21 protein-coding genes are annotated in these 16,779 nt (G+C 36.3%); 16 read left to right on the top strand and 5 right to left on the bottom strand.

Features of this window, described 5'->3' with window-relative positions; genetic code table 11:
- Positions 1–99 precede the first annotated feature (99 nt).
- Both cysK and epsC read left to right on the top strand, forming a co-directional pair.
- Complete coding sequence (gene cysK, locus TH67_RS06740) at positions 100–1,005, top strand: cysteine synthase A (protein WP_072594893.1); 906 nt, start codon at positions 100–102, stop codon at positions 1,003–1,005.
- 4 nt (positions 1,006–1,009) lie between these two features.
- Positions 1,010–1,561, top strand: a complete 552-nt coding sequence (epsC, locus tag TH67_RS06745) for a serine O-acetyltransferase EpsC (RefSeq protein ID WP_072594894.1) — start codon at positions 1,010–1,012, stop codon at positions 1,559–1,561.
- 25 nt (positions 1,562–1,586) lie between these two features.
- On the opposite strand, the gene TH67_RS06750 is transcribed toward epsC, so the two are convergent.
- From TH67_RS06750 to rpmB, 3 genes are all read right to left on the bottom strand, one after another.
- On the bottom strand, positions 1,587–1,787 hold the full coding sequence (locus tag TH67_RS06750) for a DUF465 domain-containing protein (protein ID WP_072594895.1): 201 nt from the start codon (positions 1,785–1,787) through the stop codon (positions 1,587–1,589).
- A gap of 115 nt (positions 1,788–1,902) precedes the next feature.
- The gene (locus TH67_RS06755; protein WP_021090478.1) at positions 1,903–3,033 is read right to left on the bottom strand and encodes a potassium channel family protein; all 1,131 of its coding nucleotides are present in this window, start codon (positions 3,031–3,033) and stop codon (positions 1,903–1,905) included.
- 23 nt (positions 3,034–3,056) lie between these two features.
- Positions 3,057–3,248, bottom strand: a complete 192-nt coding sequence (rpmB, locus tag TH67_RS06760; RefSeq protein ID WP_021090707.1) for a 50S ribosomal protein L28 — start codon at positions 3,246–3,248, stop codon at positions 3,057–3,059.
- Between the two features lie 175 nt (positions 3,249–3,423).
- On the opposite strand from rpmB, the gene TH67_RS06765 reads away from it, so the two are divergent.
- The 14 genes from TH67_RS06765 (at position 3,424) to TH67_RS06825 (ending at position 14,754) form a co-directional block, all read left to right on the top strand.
- A complete protein-coding gene (locus TH67_RS06765; protein ID WP_072594896.1) occupies positions 3,424–4,170 on the top strand; it encodes a hypothetical protein in 747 nt (248 codons plus the stop codon).
- A 47-nt stretch (positions 4,171–4,217) separates the two neighbouring features.
- Positions 4,218–5,540, top strand: a complete 1,323-nt coding sequence (locus tag TH67_RS06770) for a hypothetical protein (RefSeq protein ID WP_180371737.1) — start codon at positions 4,218–4,220, stop codon at positions 5,538–5,540.
- 9 nt (positions 5,541–5,549) lie between these two features.
- The gene (gene rpe / locus TH67_RS06775; protein WP_002942761.1) at positions 5,550–6,197 is read left to right on the top strand and encodes a ribulose-phosphate 3-epimerase; all 648 of its coding nucleotides are present in this window, start codon (positions 5,550–5,552) and stop codon (positions 6,195–6,197) included.
- On the top strand, positions 6,194–6,994 hold the full coding sequence (locus TH67_RS06780; RefSeq protein WP_072594898.1) for a 3'-5' exonuclease: 801 nt from the start codon (positions 6,194–6,196) through the stop codon (positions 6,992–6,994). The genes rpe and TH67_RS06780 overlap by 4 nt, the downstream gene beginning before the upstream one ends.
- A 115-nt stretch (positions 6,995–7,109) precedes the next feature.
- Positions 7,110–7,550, top strand: a complete 441-nt coding sequence (locus TH67_RS06785; RefSeq protein ID WP_072594899.1) for a hypothetical protein — start codon at positions 7,110–7,112, stop codon at positions 7,548–7,550.
- Between the two features lie 189 nt (positions 7,551–7,739).
- On the top strand, positions 7,740–9,113 hold the full coding sequence (locus TH67_RS06790) for a sodium-dependent transporter (protein WP_072594900.1): 1,374 nt from the start codon (positions 7,740–7,742) through the stop codon (positions 9,111–9,113).
- Between the two features lie 11 nt (positions 9,114–9,124).
- Positions 9,125–10,327: a M48 family metallopeptidase gene (locus tag TH67_RS06795; RefSeq protein ID WP_072594901.1), complete on the top strand. Its 1,203-nt coding sequence runs from the start codon at positions 9,125–9,127 to the stop codon at positions 10,325–10,327.
- Entirely contained in the window at positions 10,317–11,129 is an 813-nt protein-coding gene (prmC, locus tag TH67_RS06800; RefSeq protein ID WP_072594902.1) for a peptide chain release factor N(5)-glutamine methyltransferase, read from the top strand. The genes TH67_RS06795 and prmC overlap by 11 nt, the downstream gene beginning before the upstream one ends.
- Before the next feature lie 10 nt (positions 11,130–11,139).
- Positions 11,140–11,619 carry a DUF4149 domain-containing protein gene (locus TH67_RS06805; protein ID WP_072594903.1) on the top strand — a complete coding sequence of 160 codons (480 nt, stop codon included), beginning with the start codon at positions 11,140–11,142 and terminating at the stop codon, positions 11,617–11,619.
- Positions 11,603–12,385: a threonine/serine exporter family protein gene (locus tag TH67_RS06810; protein WP_072594904.1), complete on the top strand. Its 783-nt coding sequence runs from the start codon at positions 11,603–11,605 to the stop codon at positions 12,383–12,385. The genes TH67_RS06805 and TH67_RS06810 overlap by 17 nt, the downstream gene beginning before the upstream one ends.
- Positions 12,378–12,902, top strand: a complete 525-nt coding sequence (locus TH67_RS06815; protein ID WP_072594905.1) for a threonine/serine exporter family protein — start codon at positions 12,378–12,380, stop codon at positions 12,900–12,902. Before TH67_RS06810 ends, TH67_RS06815 begins: the two co-directional genes overlap by 8 nt.
- Before the next feature lie 116 nt (positions 12,903–13,018).
- On the top strand, positions 13,019–14,086 hold the full coding sequence (locus tag TH67_RS06820; RefSeq protein ID WP_257638057.1) for a Cj0814 family flagellar-dependent secreted protein: 1,068 nt from the start codon (positions 13,019–13,021) through the stop codon (positions 14,084–14,086).
- 116 nt (positions 14,087–14,202) lie between these two features.
- Positions 14,203–14,355 (top strand): hypothetical protein, encoded by a 153-nt coding sequence (locus tag TH67_RS10355; protein WP_180371732.1) that lies wholly within the window; start codon positions 14,203–14,205, stop codon positions 14,353–14,355.
- 9 nt (positions 14,356–14,364) lie between these two features.
- Positions 14,365–14,754, top strand: a complete 390-nt coding sequence (locus tag TH67_RS06825; RefSeq protein WP_072594906.1) for a YbgC/FadM family acyl-CoA thioesterase — start codon at positions 14,365–14,367, stop codon at positions 14,752–14,754.
- Positions 14,755–14,798: 44 nt separating this feature from the next.
- On the opposite strand, the gene TH67_RS06830 is transcribed toward TH67_RS06825, so the two are convergent.
- Together TH67_RS06830 and TH67_RS06835 are read right to left on the bottom strand one after the other, a co-directional pair.
- Entirely contained in the window at positions 14,799–16,049 is a 1,251-nt protein-coding gene (locus TH67_RS06830; RefSeq protein WP_072594907.1) for a hypothetical protein, read from the bottom strand.
- Entirely contained in the window at positions 16,046–16,699 is a 654-nt protein-coding gene (locus TH67_RS06835; protein WP_072594908.1) for a uracil-DNA glycosylase, read from the bottom strand. Before TH67_RS06835 ends, TH67_RS06830 begins: the two co-directional genes overlap by 4 nt.
- Positions 16,700–16,779 lie beyond the last annotated feature (80 nt).

The raw sequence follows: 16,779 nt of genomic DNA on the forward strand, positions 1-16,779 counted from the left end.
TCTTTATAAATTTGCCAAAGATTGGGGCTTTTTATAATCTATTTTAAAATTCTGTGCTAAATTTACACAAAATTTATCTTATTTAATTTAGGAGGAGTGATGATTTACGATAACATCGTTAAAACGATTGGTAATACACCTATTGTAAAGATAAAAACAGGTGCTGATGAAGCCGAAATTTATGTAAAATTAGAGTTTTTTAACCCAGGTGGCTCTGTAAAAGATAGGATCGCATTTAATATGATAACTAAAATGCTAGCTGACGGTACGCTAAAATATGGTGATACTATCGTTGAGCCAACGAGCGGAAATACTGGCATTGGTGTAGCGATGTGCGGTGCTGCACTTGGTTTTAAAGTGATACTTTGCATGCCAGAGAGCATGAGTATCGAAAGACGCAAAATAGTGGCTGCTTATGGTGCACAGCTTGAGCTTACTCCAGCGTCTGGTGGTATGAAAGCAGCGATCGCAAGAGCTACAGAGCTAGCAGCTCAGCCAAATCATATAATGCTAAGCCAGTTTGAAAACAAGTATAACCCACAAGCTCACGAACTAACAACAGCTGCTGAAATTGTGGCTGATTTTAGTAAGCTTGATGCATTTGTAGCTGGTGTTGGCACAGGTGGTACAATAAGTGGCGTAGCAAAGATTTTAAAAGAAAAGGGCTATGATACTAAGATCATCGCAGTTGAGCCTGAAGCATCGCCGGTTTTAAGTGGTGGCAACCCAGGACCACATAAAATTCAAGGCATTGGAGCTGGATTTTTACCAAATACTATGAATATGAGCCTAGTTAGCGAAGTAGAAAAAGTAAGCAACGATGACGCACTAAACGCAGCTAGAGCAATCGCAAAAAGTGATGGACTCATGATAGGTATAAGCGGTGGTGCTGCTTACGTGGCTGCAAAAAGAGTGGCTAAAAGACTTGGTGCTGGCAAAAAAGTACTTTTCATAGCTCCAGATAACGGCGAGAGATACCTAAGTACAGAGCTTTACGGAGCATAAAAATATGTGGGATAGTCTAAAGGAGCTAGTTCAAACTGTTCATGAAAAAGACCCATCGGTACATAAGTGTTGCTTTTTGGCAATACTTATAAACACTCCTGGCATCCATGCGGTTTTGTTTCATAAAATTTCTCATTTTTTATATAAAAAAGAGCATTTTTTTCTAGCTAGACTCATCTCGCAAATTGCAAGATTTTTAACAGGCATCGAGATCCATCCCGGAGCAAAGATCGGTAGGAGATTTTTCATAGATCATGGCATGGGCGTGGTTATCGGTGAGACAGCTGAGATAGGCGATGATGTAATGATGTATCATCAAGTAACGCTTGGAGGCACCGGAAAAGAGTGTGGCAAAAGGCACCCAACTGTAAAAAATGGCGTGACTATTGCAGCTGGCGCGAAAATACTAGGTGCCATAACGATCGGCGAAAATGCCAAGATCGGCGCAAACTCGGTCGTGCTAAAAAATGTCCCAGCAAACGCAACTGTCGTTGGCATACCTGCAAGAGTTGTCAGGGTAAATGGGACAAAATTTGAGCCAGAATTTATTATCTAATCTCAAAGATTAGATAAATTTATTCTTACTTTTTATGCTTTAAAATTTGAACATAAATTTCGTCTTTTAGTTTTAACTTCTCTTTTTTTAAATTATCAATCTCAGATGGTTTTTCCAGATTGTCGTCTATTTTTTTATTTAGTTCATCATGCTTTTTGCAAAGAGCAGCAAAACGAGCATCTATTTTCTTTAGCTCATTTATAAGGTCTGTATATTCATGTAACATATCGGCTCCTATAAAAATTTGAGAAATTTTATCAAGACTTTGTAAATGCTTGGATATAAAAAAGGTGCTAAGCTATTGCTTAAATTTTTAAAAAGAGCGAGTAGAAAAATTTATTTTATACGTATTTGAATTCTTCAGGTTTATGTTTGCTTTTTACAACGCGCTTGGTTAGACGTATTCCATCAACGGTACCGATGACTAGAAGCTTTGATCCTGTTCCTACTAATGTGTCACCATTTGGCATTGGCACAAAATTATTATTTATATCTCTAATGCCCACTATGTCTGCATTTGTTATATTTCGTAGATGAGTTTCTTTTAATCTTTTAAATCTTATCCAAGAATAATCAGGCACAAGAATTTCTTCTATATCGATAGGTGAATTTTTTGTATACAAAAACTGCTCTAATAAATTTTCCATGTCCGGCCTTACGCTCATAGCACTTAACCGCTGTGCGACTAAGCGAGATGGGCTTACCACATTGTCAGCGCCTAATTTTTTTAATCTTTGCGTATCGTCTTCTGTCTCTGCATTCGTGATGATATGATAAGGCTTTCTACGACCTATCTCTTTTTCATAAAGTCTTACAGATGCTATAAGGGCGATGTTATCAGCAATATTTGAGCTAAGAGTTATAAGTCCTTTTGCGCTTGATAGATGTGTTTTCAAAAAGGCAATTTGTGTGTGTGGCTGAGCCTTTATGAAATATGGATATTTATAAATTTGAGCTAGCTCTGCGATATCTTCTCTATCATCGACCACTACAAAAGGTATATGATTTTCGCGAAATTGAGCACTAAGTTCGATTGTGTATAGATTGTGATAACAAATAACGAAGTGATTCTTTAGTCTTGCGATCCTATAAAGCATGCGTCGTTCCTTTAAAATGCTAATTAATGTGCCTCTTTTTAAAACCTCAACCACAATACCAATCGATAGTGTAAATATAATAAAACCAATAAGTATAAACGTGATAGTAAAAATTCTGCCCTTTGGAGTTATTGGAGCAACTTCGGTAAAACCAACTGTTGTAAAAGTCATGCCAGCTTGGTAAAAGGCATCTATTAGTGAGAAATTATCTATTAAGACATAACCTAATGTTCCAAAAAGTAACAGTAATACGACTGAAATTAGTGGAAATCTAAAAGGTTTTAATTGTTCGTAAAGCTCAGTATCTAGGCTTATTTCTGGTTTTGTAGAGTTTGACCAGTTGAGGAATTTTAAAAGTCTTGAGAGAAAAGACATAAATTCCTCTTCATTTTATATTCTTAGTTTGATTGTTTTTTCATCGTTCTTAGAGTAGAAGCAGCAACTTTTATCTTTCTTGTAGTACCATCTTCTAGTGTAACGCGAATCGTTCTAAGATTTGGCAAGAATCTTCTTTTAGTTTTATTGTTAGCGTGGCTCACATTGTTGCCTATCATCGGTCCTTTGCCTGTTATCGCACATCTTTTTGACATTTTTTTTCCTTATAAACAAAAATTTCTGCTGATTTTATCTAAAACAAACAAAAGTAATGCTTAAATAGATTCTTTTTTAAAAGAATTGATTTTTATTAATAATCTAGATAAAATAACGCCTTTGTCTATAAATTATAAATAGCAAAAAATATTTAGAAATCTTGAGTGATACAAAATGCTTAGTAAAGAGTTGATCGAAAAAAATGTTGATTTTGTTTTACAGATGCCAACTCTTTTTGAAAAGGTCGAGCGTTTTTTATTGGCTGGTAATGTAACTGAAGCAGTTATTACTTTACAAAATATAGCATCTTTTAAAACTTATTTTAACTCCATTTTTAAACGTGCAAAATTTGATATTCCTTATGATGGCGACGATTTGGTAGTAATAGCAAATATGCTTGGCATTGATAATTTTAGGGCGATAGTGCTTTCTTATTTTATATTTTTAAAATCCCCAAAAATTTATAAGGTATTTAATTTTAAAATCGTTGATTTGATCGAGCTTAATGCTAAAATTTTATCAGATTGGCTAAAAGTATTAAATTCTTTTAAAGAAAAACGATACAGCTATTTATCACTTGCTCCGTATTCTATTGCCTGTATTATAGTGTGTGAGAATTTATTTTCGAAATTTCCATCTTGTATGTCAGACGTTATTTCGTATTCTGACGTAAGCTATAATAAAATTTTGCAAAAAAAATATGGCTTTAATATTTTAGATATTTTTTTAAAAGCAATGAATATGAACAAACAATCATTAAGCAATATTGATAAAGAGATGCTTTGTTTTTTTGAGATTTTGCTCTCTTATGAGTCCAGTAGGCCTGAATTTTATGATTTTGGAGTTGATAAAATTTTAGATATCAATGTTTATCCAGAGATGCAAACCATTATATTTATTAAAAAAGCTCTACAAAAATGAAATTAACTTTTAATGGTTCTGTGGCAATTATAAGGCCTTTTGGTTTTTTGGAAGCAGAGAATGTTCCATTAAAATTAAGTGAAAAATATATAAACCAAATTTCATCGCGAGACATCAGCGCTATACTGCTTTCACTAAAAAATGTTACATTTTTTAGTCCTATTTGGCTTAGTAGAATAATTGAAAATTTAAGCGAAGAAGCGCAAAAGCTTGGCGTAGTATTTGCGATTTGCGATTACAATGAAATTTTTTATGAATTGATAATGAGAACAGTTAAGAATATTTTAAATATTTCGATGTTTGAAAGTGAAAATATTGCGAGCTTGTTTTTAAATAAATTTCTAAACAATGCAAATGACAAAGTTTTCATTTATAACTCAACTGAGCAGTATAAGCACTATTTGGCTAATTATCTCAAAAATCGCTCATTTGATGTGGTTGAGGCTAGAGATGCGACCGAATTTAATAAAAAAAAGAATTTATATAGTTATGCAGTGTCACAGCTAAATCATGTGAGATTAAGACAAAATCAGATAGATACTTTTATAAAAGATGGTGTCGTTGTTTATGCCATAAAAAGTTTTATGGACTCAGATTTTATTGAAGATTTTGATATGTCAGCTCATGACATTATGCTAAAAATCGGATATAAATTTTTTATTTTATGGGTAAATATTTCTGGTGCTTTAAATATAAGGGGTGCAAAATTTCTAATCAAACTTGCTAGCATTAGCAAAAGATCAGGTGCATTTATTTCGCTTTGTGGCATAAACGAATCAAATTTATCTATTGAATTAATAACGTACCTTAAAGATGCAAATATATTTATCTATAAAAATTTAAATGACTTTTACAAAGATGACACTATTTTTTATCTTAAAAAAAGAGACTTTGATGCAGAGCCAGTAGATATTAACAAGAACGTTGCTCAAATTTCATCTTATGTGACGCAAATTGCGAGCAAAATTATCTCACAGTTAGCAGAAGAAGAAATTTTGTGTGTTGATACCAAAGTTAGTGCGCTTGACATAGAGGATGAGTGCGATTACTTGCGTATTTGTGTTCAGTATTATGGTGATATTTACGCAAGAGTGCTATTTGGAGTAAAAAAGGATAAATTAGATAAAATTTGCTCTATTTTTATGCCTGAAGGCAATGATTCAAATGATTATTTAAGTGGATATTCTCAAATTTTTAGTATCATTACAGATAAATTTTTGACTCATCTTTGGCAAAAAGGCATAAAAGCAAAAGTTAGCTTGCCTAAAATTTCATCTGATGATGTTTTTTTCGATCACAACAGTGTAGGTATTATGAATAGATTAGATGTAAAAGATGACGAAATAGGCTTTGTATTTGTAACCAAGTAAGGAGAAGAAATGTATGTTGCACCTAGTATTTTATCGGCTGATTTTGGAAATTTGGCAGCTGAGATAAGAGCCATTTGCGAGGCTGGGTGCGATCTGGTGCATGTTGATGTTATGGATGGGCATTTTGTGCCAAATTTAACCATCGGGCCAGTCGTGGTAAATGCCGTTGCAAAGGCAGCTACAAAGCCACTTGATATACATTTGATGGTTGAAAATAACTCGTTTTTTGCTGATCTTTTCTTGCCGTTAAAGCCAAAATTTCTAACCTTTCACATCGAAGAAGAGAAGCACCCAATGAGGCTTATTGATCACATCAGGAAAAACGGCGTTGGCCCTGGCATCGTGCTAAATCCGCACACGCCAGTTAGCGCGATCGAGCATATCATAGATGAAGTGGATATGGTGCTTTTGATGAGTGTAAATCCTGGTTTTGGCGGTCAGAAATTTATGCCAGTCGTGCTTGAAAAAACAAGGGCGCTAAGAGAGCTGATAGAACGAAAAAACGCTAAGTGTCTGATCGAAGTAGATGGTGGCGTAAACGGACTAAATGCGCCTGATCTTGAAGAGGCTGGAGCTGATATCTTAGTGGCTGGCAACTACATCTTCTCATCAAATTCTTACGAACAAGCCATCCGCGCCATAAAGCTTGAGTTTTGAAACCAAAAAAACAGCGTTTAGAAAATAGCATAGAAATTTTAGCTAGGCAAAATTTAAGCTATCATGAGTTTATTTTAAGATTTAGCGATATTGAAGAAATTTCATCACTCATTGACGTGCGCGACCTTGATATGTGGCGAACTCTTGGGCTTGACATCACTAGAAACGAAGAGAATGAGATCGAGCTTGGCACGAGATTTAGAGATATTAGCGAGCAGGAATTTTGCGTGGTTGATATCGAAACGACTGGCGGTACGACGAGCGGACAGATCATCGAAATAGGTGCAATCAAAATGAAAAATGGCGTTGAGATAGGGCGCTTTGAAAGCTTTGTGGCAGCATATGAGGTGCCTGAAAATATCACCGAGCTAACCGGTATAAAGGCGAGCGATCTAGTTGGTGCTCCAAATCTACTAAATGTGCTTGAGCGGTTTAAAATTTTTCTAGGAACTAGTGTTTTTATCGCTCATAACGTAAATTTTGACTACGGCTTTATCTCTCATAGCCTAAATGAGATTGGCCTTGGCATGTTGCTAAACAGAAAGCTTTGTACCATCGATCTTAGTCGCCGCACTATTGCTTCGCAAAAATACGGCCTTGGCTCGCTAAAAGAGCTTCTTGGCATAAACAATACCCATCACAGAGCGTTAAATGACGCAATAGCAGCAGCTGAAATTTTTAAAGTCTGCCTCACACGCCTACCTTTTAGTATCCAAACGACAGAGGATCTCATAAGCTTTAGCAAAACAGCTCCAAGTGTGAAGCTAAAGCCTGAACCAGTTTTGTGTGCGAATTAGCGATAAAAAATTATTCACAATCAATATAAATTTACTAATTTTAATCATTAATTTTTATGCGATCTTTGTTTTTAAGGATTGTGGGCAGTTTGCTAAATTTTAAAAAAGGAGACAAATGAGCCAGAAAAATCCTATTTCAAATTTCACCTCAGCTGACGATGAGATGCTTACTTTTTTATCAAATTTTAGCAATAAGTGGTGCGTGAGTAATGATGGAGCGGAGTTTATAGAGCAAAATTTTACTTTCATTGGCTCAAAGCCAGTTTTACAAAATTTAAGAGGTTACAAAACGGCTGAATATAAAAATTTTGCCGACATTAAAAAATTTCTCAGCTCAAATCCAAACATCAAAAGTAAAATTTTAATTGGCGAGATAAGCTACATCGGCGACAACTTAACAAATATAGAGATTAAATTTGCGCCTGAGTATTTTTATGATTTTTTAAAATTTATAGTTGAAAATATCCCAGAGCATCACTATTTTTGTAGTCCCAAGGAGGGCCGGATATTATTCATTGCAATGGAAGGATATGTAGAATTTGGCGTCTTGCACTAACAGAGTTTTTAAATTTATTTTAAGCAGTCGTCTAAAATTGTCCACAAAGATAAAAACGCAAAAGAAAAATTTATCCGTAAAACTTCTTAAAATTAACAAAAAACTGAGCTTGCATCCTAACACAGCTTGTTGCTAGCAAAATTTAATCAATTTTTTTATATAATCCCTATTTTTCACAAAGGCAAAAAGATGGATAGAAAATCTTGGAGTTCAAGGCTCACATACATTTTAGCTGTTGCAGGAGCTACGGTCGGTTTTGGCGCGACGTGGCGTTTTCCGTATCTAGTCGGGCAAAACGGCGGCGGCGCCTATGTACTCGTGTTTTGTATCGCAATGATCGTGATCGGTATACCGATGATTTTGGCTGAAAATGCGATCGGCAGACGCCTAAAATGCAACGCTGTGGATGCTTTTTGTGGATCGATAAATGGCAAAAAGATCAGCAAAAAGTGGCAGATCGTTGGCTGGATGGGGCTTGTTGGCGCATTTGGCATTATGGCTTACTATATGGTTATTGGTGGCTGGGTGCTAAACTACATCGCCCAAATTTCATTTGGTTTGCTTGATCTCTCGCATGTGGTTAGTTTTGAGGAGACAAGTGCGTTTTATGAGCAAAATATCGTAAGCAATCCACTTGCTATCAGCTTTGCGACTCTTGTTTTTGTGCTGGTTAATTACGCTATTTTGGTGCAAGGTGCGGTCGGCGGTATCGAGCGATCAGCGAAATTTTTAATGCCACTACTTTTTATTTTAATGCTTATTATGATTGCTAAAAATATCACACTTGATGGTGCAATAGAAGGCGTAAAATTTTACTTAACGCCTAATTTTTCAAAGATAAACTTAAAACTTTTCGTTGATGTTTTGGGGCAGGTCTTTTTTGCTCTTTCGCTTGGATTTGGTGTGATGATCACTCTTTCTAGCTTTGTGAAAAAGGATGAGGGTTTGGTTAAAATTTCTATCATTACAGGTATTTTAAATACGGTAATTGCCGTGCTTGCAGGCTTTATGATCTTCCCTTCTCTTTTTAGCTATGGTGTATCGCCAGATAGTGGCCCAAGTTTGGTATTTAAATCACTACCAATTGTTTTTTCTCACATGCCATTTGGTGGTTTTTTTGCGGTTGCGTTTTTTACACTATTAATGATCGCTGCACTTACAACATCGCTACCAATATATGAAGTAATAATCACGACACTTCAAGAAAAATTTAAGATAAAACGCAAGAAAGCAATATTTTTAGTCCTTGGAGGTATATTTGTTTTAGGAAATTTGCCTTCGCTGATGGCCACAAATATACTAAGTCACGTAAGCATTTTTGGTAAGAATATTTTTGATGCATATGATGCAATAAGCGCAACGATTTTTTTTGTATTTACTTCATTTGGGTGTGCAATATTCGTAGGTTGGGTGCTAAAAGATGATGCAAAAAAAGAAATTTTGCAAGGTAGTGAAAAGCATGCAAAACTAATAAATGTCTGGTTTTGGTATATAAAATTTGTCGTTCCGTTTATCATTTTGGTGCTTTTTATCAGCTCGTTTTACGATAATTTTTTAAAATAGGACGTAGAAATATGTTTTATTTTTTACTCGGTATTTACTTTTTTTACGTTGCCGCAAAGGCGTGGCTGTCGATTTTGCAGATAAACTTTATCCGCGCAGAGGCTAAAAAGCCGGCCGTCGTGCTAGAGTTGGGGGAGTACGAAACCGCCGCCGCAGCAGCGATAAGCAATCAAAAATTTGAGATAGCAAGCCTTTTTTATCACGCCGCGATATTTATGATGTGGGCGTGCTGGGGGCTTGGCGCGATATCGGGGCATGCCTATAAAACGGGAGATATAGGCGATAACGTCTTTATGGTTATGGTATTTTTGCTCGTTTCGTCGCTGCTAGAACTACCGCTAAATATCTACGAAACCTTCGTCAAAGATAAAAAGCTCGGCTTTTCAAACGTAACGCCTAGAATTTTCGCGCTTGATCTGCTTAAAACGCTCGCGCTAACGCTGGTTTTCGGCACGCTGTTTGTGTGGCTGGTGCTGCTTTGCATTAGATTTTTGGGCGATTTTTGGTGGTTTTGGGCGTTTTTGCTTAGCTTCGCGGTCGCGCTCGTGATAAATCTTATCTACCCGACGCTCATCGCGCCTATCTTTAACAAAATGCAGCCGCTAGAAGAGGGCGAGTTAAAAAGTCGTATAGAATGGCTTTTAGCGCGGTGCGGGTTTAAAAGTAGCGGCGTTTTTATGATAGACGCCAGCAAGCGCGACAACCGCTTAAACGCCTATTTTGGCGGCCTTGGCGCGACTAAACGCGTGGTGCTTTTCGATACGCTCGTAAAAAAACTAAGCCTAGAGGAGATAATCGCCGTTTTGGGGCATGAACTGGGGCATTTTAAGCACAAAGATATCCTAAAAATGATAGCTCTAAGCGCGGTTATGCTTTTTGCGATGTTTTTTATATTCGGCAACATCCCAGACACGGCGTATCAAGCGCTTGGGCTTCATAGCGGAGGCGGCGGAGTGATCGTATTTTTGTTACTTTTTTCGCCGATATTCGGATTTTTATTTTCACCGGTGAGCTCGTATTTTAGCCGCGCAAACGAATTTGGCGCCGATAAATTCGCAGGCGAAATCTCAAACAAAGCCGATATGATAAGCGCGCTAAAAAAGCTAGGCTCCGAAAACAAGGCCTTCCCGAAGGCCCATCCGATCTATGCGTTCGTCTATCATTCGCACCCAAGCCTCTTTGAGCGTATAAACGAGCTAGAAAATGAAAGTTGAAGAGGCTCTTAAAGAGGCTAGTTTAAGGCTAAGCTCGCTTTGTCAAAATCCAAGCAGAGTGGCTAAAATTTTGCTTATGAACTATCTTGACGTGAGCATTGAATGGGTATTTTTAAATCAAAAAAATGAATTTGATGAGAGCGGCTATTTCGCTCTAGTTAAAAGGTATGAAAACTACGAGCCTCTTGAATATATAACTGGTAAAGCTAGCTTTTATGGGCTTGATTTTTACGTGGAAAGTGGAGTGCTTATCCCAAGACCTGAAACAGAAATTTTAGTGGATAAAGTAATGGAAATTTCACGCGAATATAATGAACCAAAGATCGCAGAAATAGGCACAGGAAGCGGCATTATTAGTATCATGCTAGCTCTAAAAACAAAGGCAAATATTGTAGCGACAGACATCAATGAAAAAGCTTTGATACTTGCAAAAAAAAATGCAGATAAATTTGATGTAGGTGGGAGGATCAAATTTTTAAACTGCTCTTATGTGGATGAAATTTTAGAAGATATTGATATTTTGGTTTCAAATCCGCCATATATTGCAAGAAGCTATAAACTTAGTAAATTTGTACTAAATGAGCCAGAAAGTGCGCTCTTTGGAGGTGAAGTAGGAGATGAAATCTTAAAAGATATTATTCTTATAGCAAAAGATCGTAATATCAAAAACGTTGCTTGTGAGATGGGGTACGATCAAAAAGCAAGTATGCAAAAATTCTTAGAGGCCAATGGTTTTGAGTATAGTTTTTACAAAGATTTGTCTGGCTTTGATAGAGGTTTTTGCGCGAAGTTAAAAATATAAAGGAGAGAGTTTGAGAGGAATTTATTTTTTGCTTTTGGCAGTACTTATAGGAGCTGAGCTAACGCTTGGTATTTTAGTGGCACCAGTCATATTTTTCCCGCAAAGCATCATAGGAGATGGCGTACTTACGCATTTTATGAGCGGTCAAATGATGACAAAGATATTTTTGAAATTTAATTATATTTTGCTTTTTATAAGTATAGTTATAATGATTAGCGAGCTATTTGATCTTAGAAAAAAGCTTATTTTTTCACTAAAATTTAGCATGTTAATGCTTGCTTTTTTAAATTTGGCTTTAGCTTTGAGTTTTGTATTTTTCTTTACGCCTTTTATAGTTTATGCTCAGAATTTGGGTGTTGATGCGACACAGACGGCTGAATTTGCCAAAATGCATAGTGCGAGTGAATATGTGATGAAAATCATGCTTGTTTTGCAAATCATTTTATTTTTTGTGAAATTTAAGATTAGCCAAAATGAACGCAAAGCCTGATATTCAAGTCTTAACAAATTTTCTAGCCGACTACACGACGGCGATGGTGAGTGCTGGCACCTACACCGCACGCGTAGAAAAGTGCGTAGACCGCATAGCTAGACACTACGGCTACGACATTAGCGTGACGATTTTTGTGAAGTATTTTACCATTAGCGTCATGGACTCGGCCGACAACTCTCTGCGCCGAACCTACGTAAAAAAGATCCCGTTTGGTCATGTGAGTTTTAACCGCATTTCCGAGCTTTCATCGCTTAGTTGGCGGATTTTGGATGAAAATTTGAGCTTAGAGGAGGCCAAAGAGCAGTTTGAGGGCGTCATGCGCATCGGGGCAAATAAATTCACAAGCTCGCTTATTTTAATAAGCCTTGCAAATGCGGCGTTTTGCAAGCTTTTTGGCGGCGATATGGGCTCGGTAGCTTGCGTATTTTTTGCGACGCTTGTTGGATATAGCCTTAGATTTGCGCTTGCTAAAATGGGCGTAAATTTAAAAATCCAATACGTCCTAGTCTCGTTTGTCGTCTCTTTTATCGCTTATCTTGGCGTATTTTACGGCTTTACGCACACTAGCGACGTGGCGATCGGCTCGTCGATACTCTTTTTGATGCCGGGCGTTTTTCTCATAAACTCGGTCTTTGATATCCTAAACGACAACACGCTTGTAGGCATCAGCAGGGCCGTGAGTACGGGCATCCTGATACTTTGCATCGCAGTGGGCGTCTATATCACGCTCTCGCTTAGCAGCGCGGAGATTTTACATGTTTGAGCTTTTGACCGCGACTCTCATAGACGGCGCTTTTGCGGCGGTGGCGGGGCTTGGCTTTGCTTATGCTAGCTCGCCGCCTAAAAGGACTCTTGCATTTTGCGCGCTTCTTGCGGCATTTGCGCACGCTAGCCGCTTTTGGATCATGCAGATGGGATTTTTTAACATCAGCGTCGCCACTCTCATAGTATCATTTTTAAGCGGGATTTTAGGTATGCTCTTTGCCAAACGGCTAAAAGTGCCCGCCGAGATCATCGCGTTTCCCGCGCTTTTGCCGATGGTGCCCGGAGTTTACGCGTATAAGGGCATTTTGGCACTGTTTTCGTTTCTAAACGAGCCTAATATCGCTAAGAAAAACGAATACCTAATTATATTTTTCGATAACGCGATCACGACTACGACGGTCTCGCTAGCGCTTGGCGTCGGGGTTTCTGTGGTGCTTATTTTATTTTATGATCAGTCCTTGATGATTACTCGCGGCGCCAAGTGCGATCTAGCGACGAGAAAGACGCACGAGTAATTTTAACTTTCGGCATAGAAATTTTGTATGGCTTTTTGATAGTTTTTATTATTTTTACTAGATATTTCCTCAATTTTGCCGATGTAGTTTAAAACCAAATTTCAAAAGGATTTATGATGTTAAGCGGTATCGGCGGATTTTCTAGTGTCGCTAAAAATTTTCAACCAAATGAAAAACATAGCATAAAGAGTCAAATCATATATAAAAATGAAATCTCGCAGCCGGATACGGTCGAGCACAAATTTAACGAAGTTTTAGGCTATAAAGTAGGTGCGGACGGATATTTTACGTCCGAATTTAACGAAGCCGCAGGTATCCCAAAGGACTACAAAATCCACTCAGATACCTTAAAATCGCTCGTGAACGTAAATACTAATTCGGGCATTTTAAAAGCCGATTTTAAAAACATAGATATAGCAAAAACCGTCGGCAATGCATATAAAATTTTATCCCAAGTAGTCGGCGAGGACGTTTTAAATTCCAAAGAAAGTTTTAACAAAGAAGACCTCGTCAAATTTCCTCAAGGATACGAATACGACAATAAAACGCTCAAGGTATTAAAGCTTCATAGCAAAATATCAGACTATATGGGAGCCGATAGTAGCTTTCAAAGAAATGAACGAACTAGCATAACGACTACTTTTTATAATAGCTCCACTATCGGTTACTACTCAGAGCATAAGAGATTAAAACCATCTACCGATATATTAAACAGCAACAGCGGCGGCAAAGAGGATATAAACAGCGGGATGTATTTTGATACTACAAAAGACAAATATACGGGTAAAGACGGCAATATAACCAAAGGCGGGCTTTTGATCGGTATTTTAAACAAAAATAGTCACGCCATAGAAGGTGAAACTACCTATCACGGCAAGATTAACGGGCTAGATAAAAACATATCCTCGCAAGAGTACCAAGCAAAAATTAAAGCCTTTACCGACTTGCATGGACATAAATACGATAAATACTCGCAATCTTTAGTGGATTCATTGCCTCAAGATTTAAAAGATTTCGTAGATTTTGCAAGGAGTTTAAAATTTGTCGGCGAGATAAACGTCAGCGACGACGGCAAAGAATCAAAAAGCCTCTTTGAAATAATGCAAGAGGATATGAAAGAGGCGCAAAAACGCCTAGAAAAGCTAACCAGGCAAGAAAAAGCGAACACAAAAGATGCTGGATAAAAACAGAAAATACGACAAAGAGCTAGAGCAAAATACTAGAAAAAATTTAGAAGAACTTGAGGCGATGATGAAATTTAACGCTAAGAGCGTGGATATAAAGGCTTAAAAGGATTAATATGATAAGCGTCGTAAACGGATTTAACGCAAACGTAAATTATGATTTTAGTAGCGCTCACGGGCAAAATTTAAAAGCGCGCGAGGAAAAAGAGGCGTATATAATGGGGTTTTTAAGAAAATTTAGTAAAATTGGGCTTAATGTAAAAGTCTAAGGAGTGGCTGTGAAAATACGAATCTACTACGAAGATACCGATGCTGGTGGCATAGTCTATCATACAAACTACATTAAATTTTGTGAGCGTGCTAGAAGTGAGGCCTTTTTTCAAGCTGGATTAAATTTCACAAAAGAGGGCGGATACTTTGTAGTTTCGTCGCTTGAGGCTAAATTTATCGCCTCTGCTGTACTTGGAGATGAAATTTTTGTTCGAAGCAAGGTATTGGAGATTAAAAAAGCAAGTATTGTTTTAGAACAAGAAATTTATAAATTTGATGATAAAAATGCGGAAAAACTACTTTTTAGAGCAACAATTACTTTAGCTTTCATGAAAGAAGAGAAGCTTGCTAAGATAAATGACGAGATAAAGAAATTTTTGGAGAATTCTAAATTTTAAATCGTGGCTAAGTTTAGAAATTTAACTTTAGCTACTTTGTGCTTTTACATTGAGCTATTTTGATCGAGCAAAATTTCTTGATTTGCTTCGTCAAAGTAGTCGCCTTTTGCGTTATAAATTTTAACTCCATATAAGACTTGAGAGTTTTCAACCCTTTCGGTAAAAATTCTATCAGCACTTTTATCTATAAAATTTGTATATATATACTCGGCACCAAAAGCACTTGAATAGCCGATTTGCGAATATCTAAAATCTACATCAAAAAGATCACCAAGTCCCAAAAATAAGTCGTTAACAGGATTTAGTGAGTTTGCGATAAAAAGATTTTGTCTATCTCTTTGTGCGATTGCATTAAAGATATTTGGTAAAAAATTTATCTGCGTGCTTAAGAGTGCGTATGGCTTTATTTCAAAGCCTCTCATTTGCGTTGCTACAAGAGAAGCTTTGACGATTGGGATGTTTAAAAATATACTTGCATCATTAAATTTGGATTTTTTGCTTAAAGTATCATTTAAATTTATATCTTTGCCTACAATAGAGGCTTCATGATAATCGCTACTTTGCATGCGGACATATTCATTTAGCTTTTGTCCTAATGAGCTACCATCGTCAAATGCAACTATTTTTTCGTTCGAGTAAGCTAGCAAAGCTGAAATTTGCTCTTTATAATCAATGCCACCAAAGATTAAATTTGGCTTTGGATTTATGATAAAAGAGCTATGAACACTTGGAATGTAGATAAGCTCATTTGGTAGAACTAGCGAATTTATAATGTTTGCACCATTTGATGTAAGGGCTGCGATAAAATAATTAAAGCCTTGGACTCTAGCCGTTTGCATAGCATTTGTAAGACTTTGTGGGCTTTCATCGTTGCTATTTATAAATTTGATCTCGATATCTGCGTCTTGCTTTAAGACATAGCTTAAGACCGCGTTTGATACAACATTTGCATAAGATTTTATGATTTTTTGTGGGATGATTACAGCGATTTTGCCGCTTTTATTAACTTTTAAAATAGCTTCACCACCAAGAGAGATATAAAGCTCTAAAAGAGCGTTATCGTCTATTTTTGTTGGCTCAAATCTTGCCATAAAACTAGCCAGTAAATCAGACTTAATAAGCTCATTTAAGCAGGCATTATCACAGAATTCTGGTTCTAAATTTATATAAGTAATCTTTGCTGGAGGTATGCTTGATAGACTTTGGTTTTTTGTAGTATTGCTCTCAAAATTTATCTCATCTTGCGATGCAAAAATAGTCGAAAAAATAGCTAGAAAAAGTAAAATTTTTCTCATATCACTCCTTTGATCTTTCTTAAATCATCTATAAAAATATTTTCAAAACTAGGATTTTTGCTGATCCACTCTGGCGAAAACGTTGGCAAAATAAGGCTATTTTCATTTTTTAAAATACTACCTCTTATGCTTGCAAATCCGCCTTTTAATAATAAATTTGGATATAAATGCATAAAAGCTTTCTCTCCTAAAGTCACGATTATCTTTGGCTTTATCAGCCTAATCTCTTCAAGCAAATAAGGACGACAAAGCTCGATAGAGCGGCTTAAAATCGGACTTTTATCATCATTTTGTGAAATTTCACACCGAAGTAGAGAACTTATATAAATTTCTTTTATATCTAAATTTAAACTATTTTTTATGGCATTTTCTAAAAATTTTTTACTGTTATTTTCATAAGAATCATTTTTTTTAGAAAATAATATAAACATGATTTTGCTATTTTCATTGCCGATGCCAGCTGTTACGCCTTTTGAACTATTTCGCAAAGAGCAAAGAGAGCATTTTTTTACTTCGCGGTTTAGCTCATCAATATTGTTGTAATCATGATAATTGCTTAGACTAAGAAAATTTTTATCAATAAACTTATAACCAATTAGTTTTAAGAAAAATAATTTTTTTAAAAGCCTATTGTCTTTATTAAAATTCATTTTTGGATTATAACTTGATTTGCTTAAAGTTTGAGTTATGGCTTTTTAAGTTAAGTTATTCAAAGGAATTTAAGTATTGC

The organism is Campylobacter concisus, assembly GCF_001891085.1.
GTDB classification, from domain to species: domain Bacteria; phylum Campylobacterota; class Campylobacteria; order Campylobacterales; family Campylobacteraceae; genus Campylobacter_A; species Campylobacter_A concisus_O.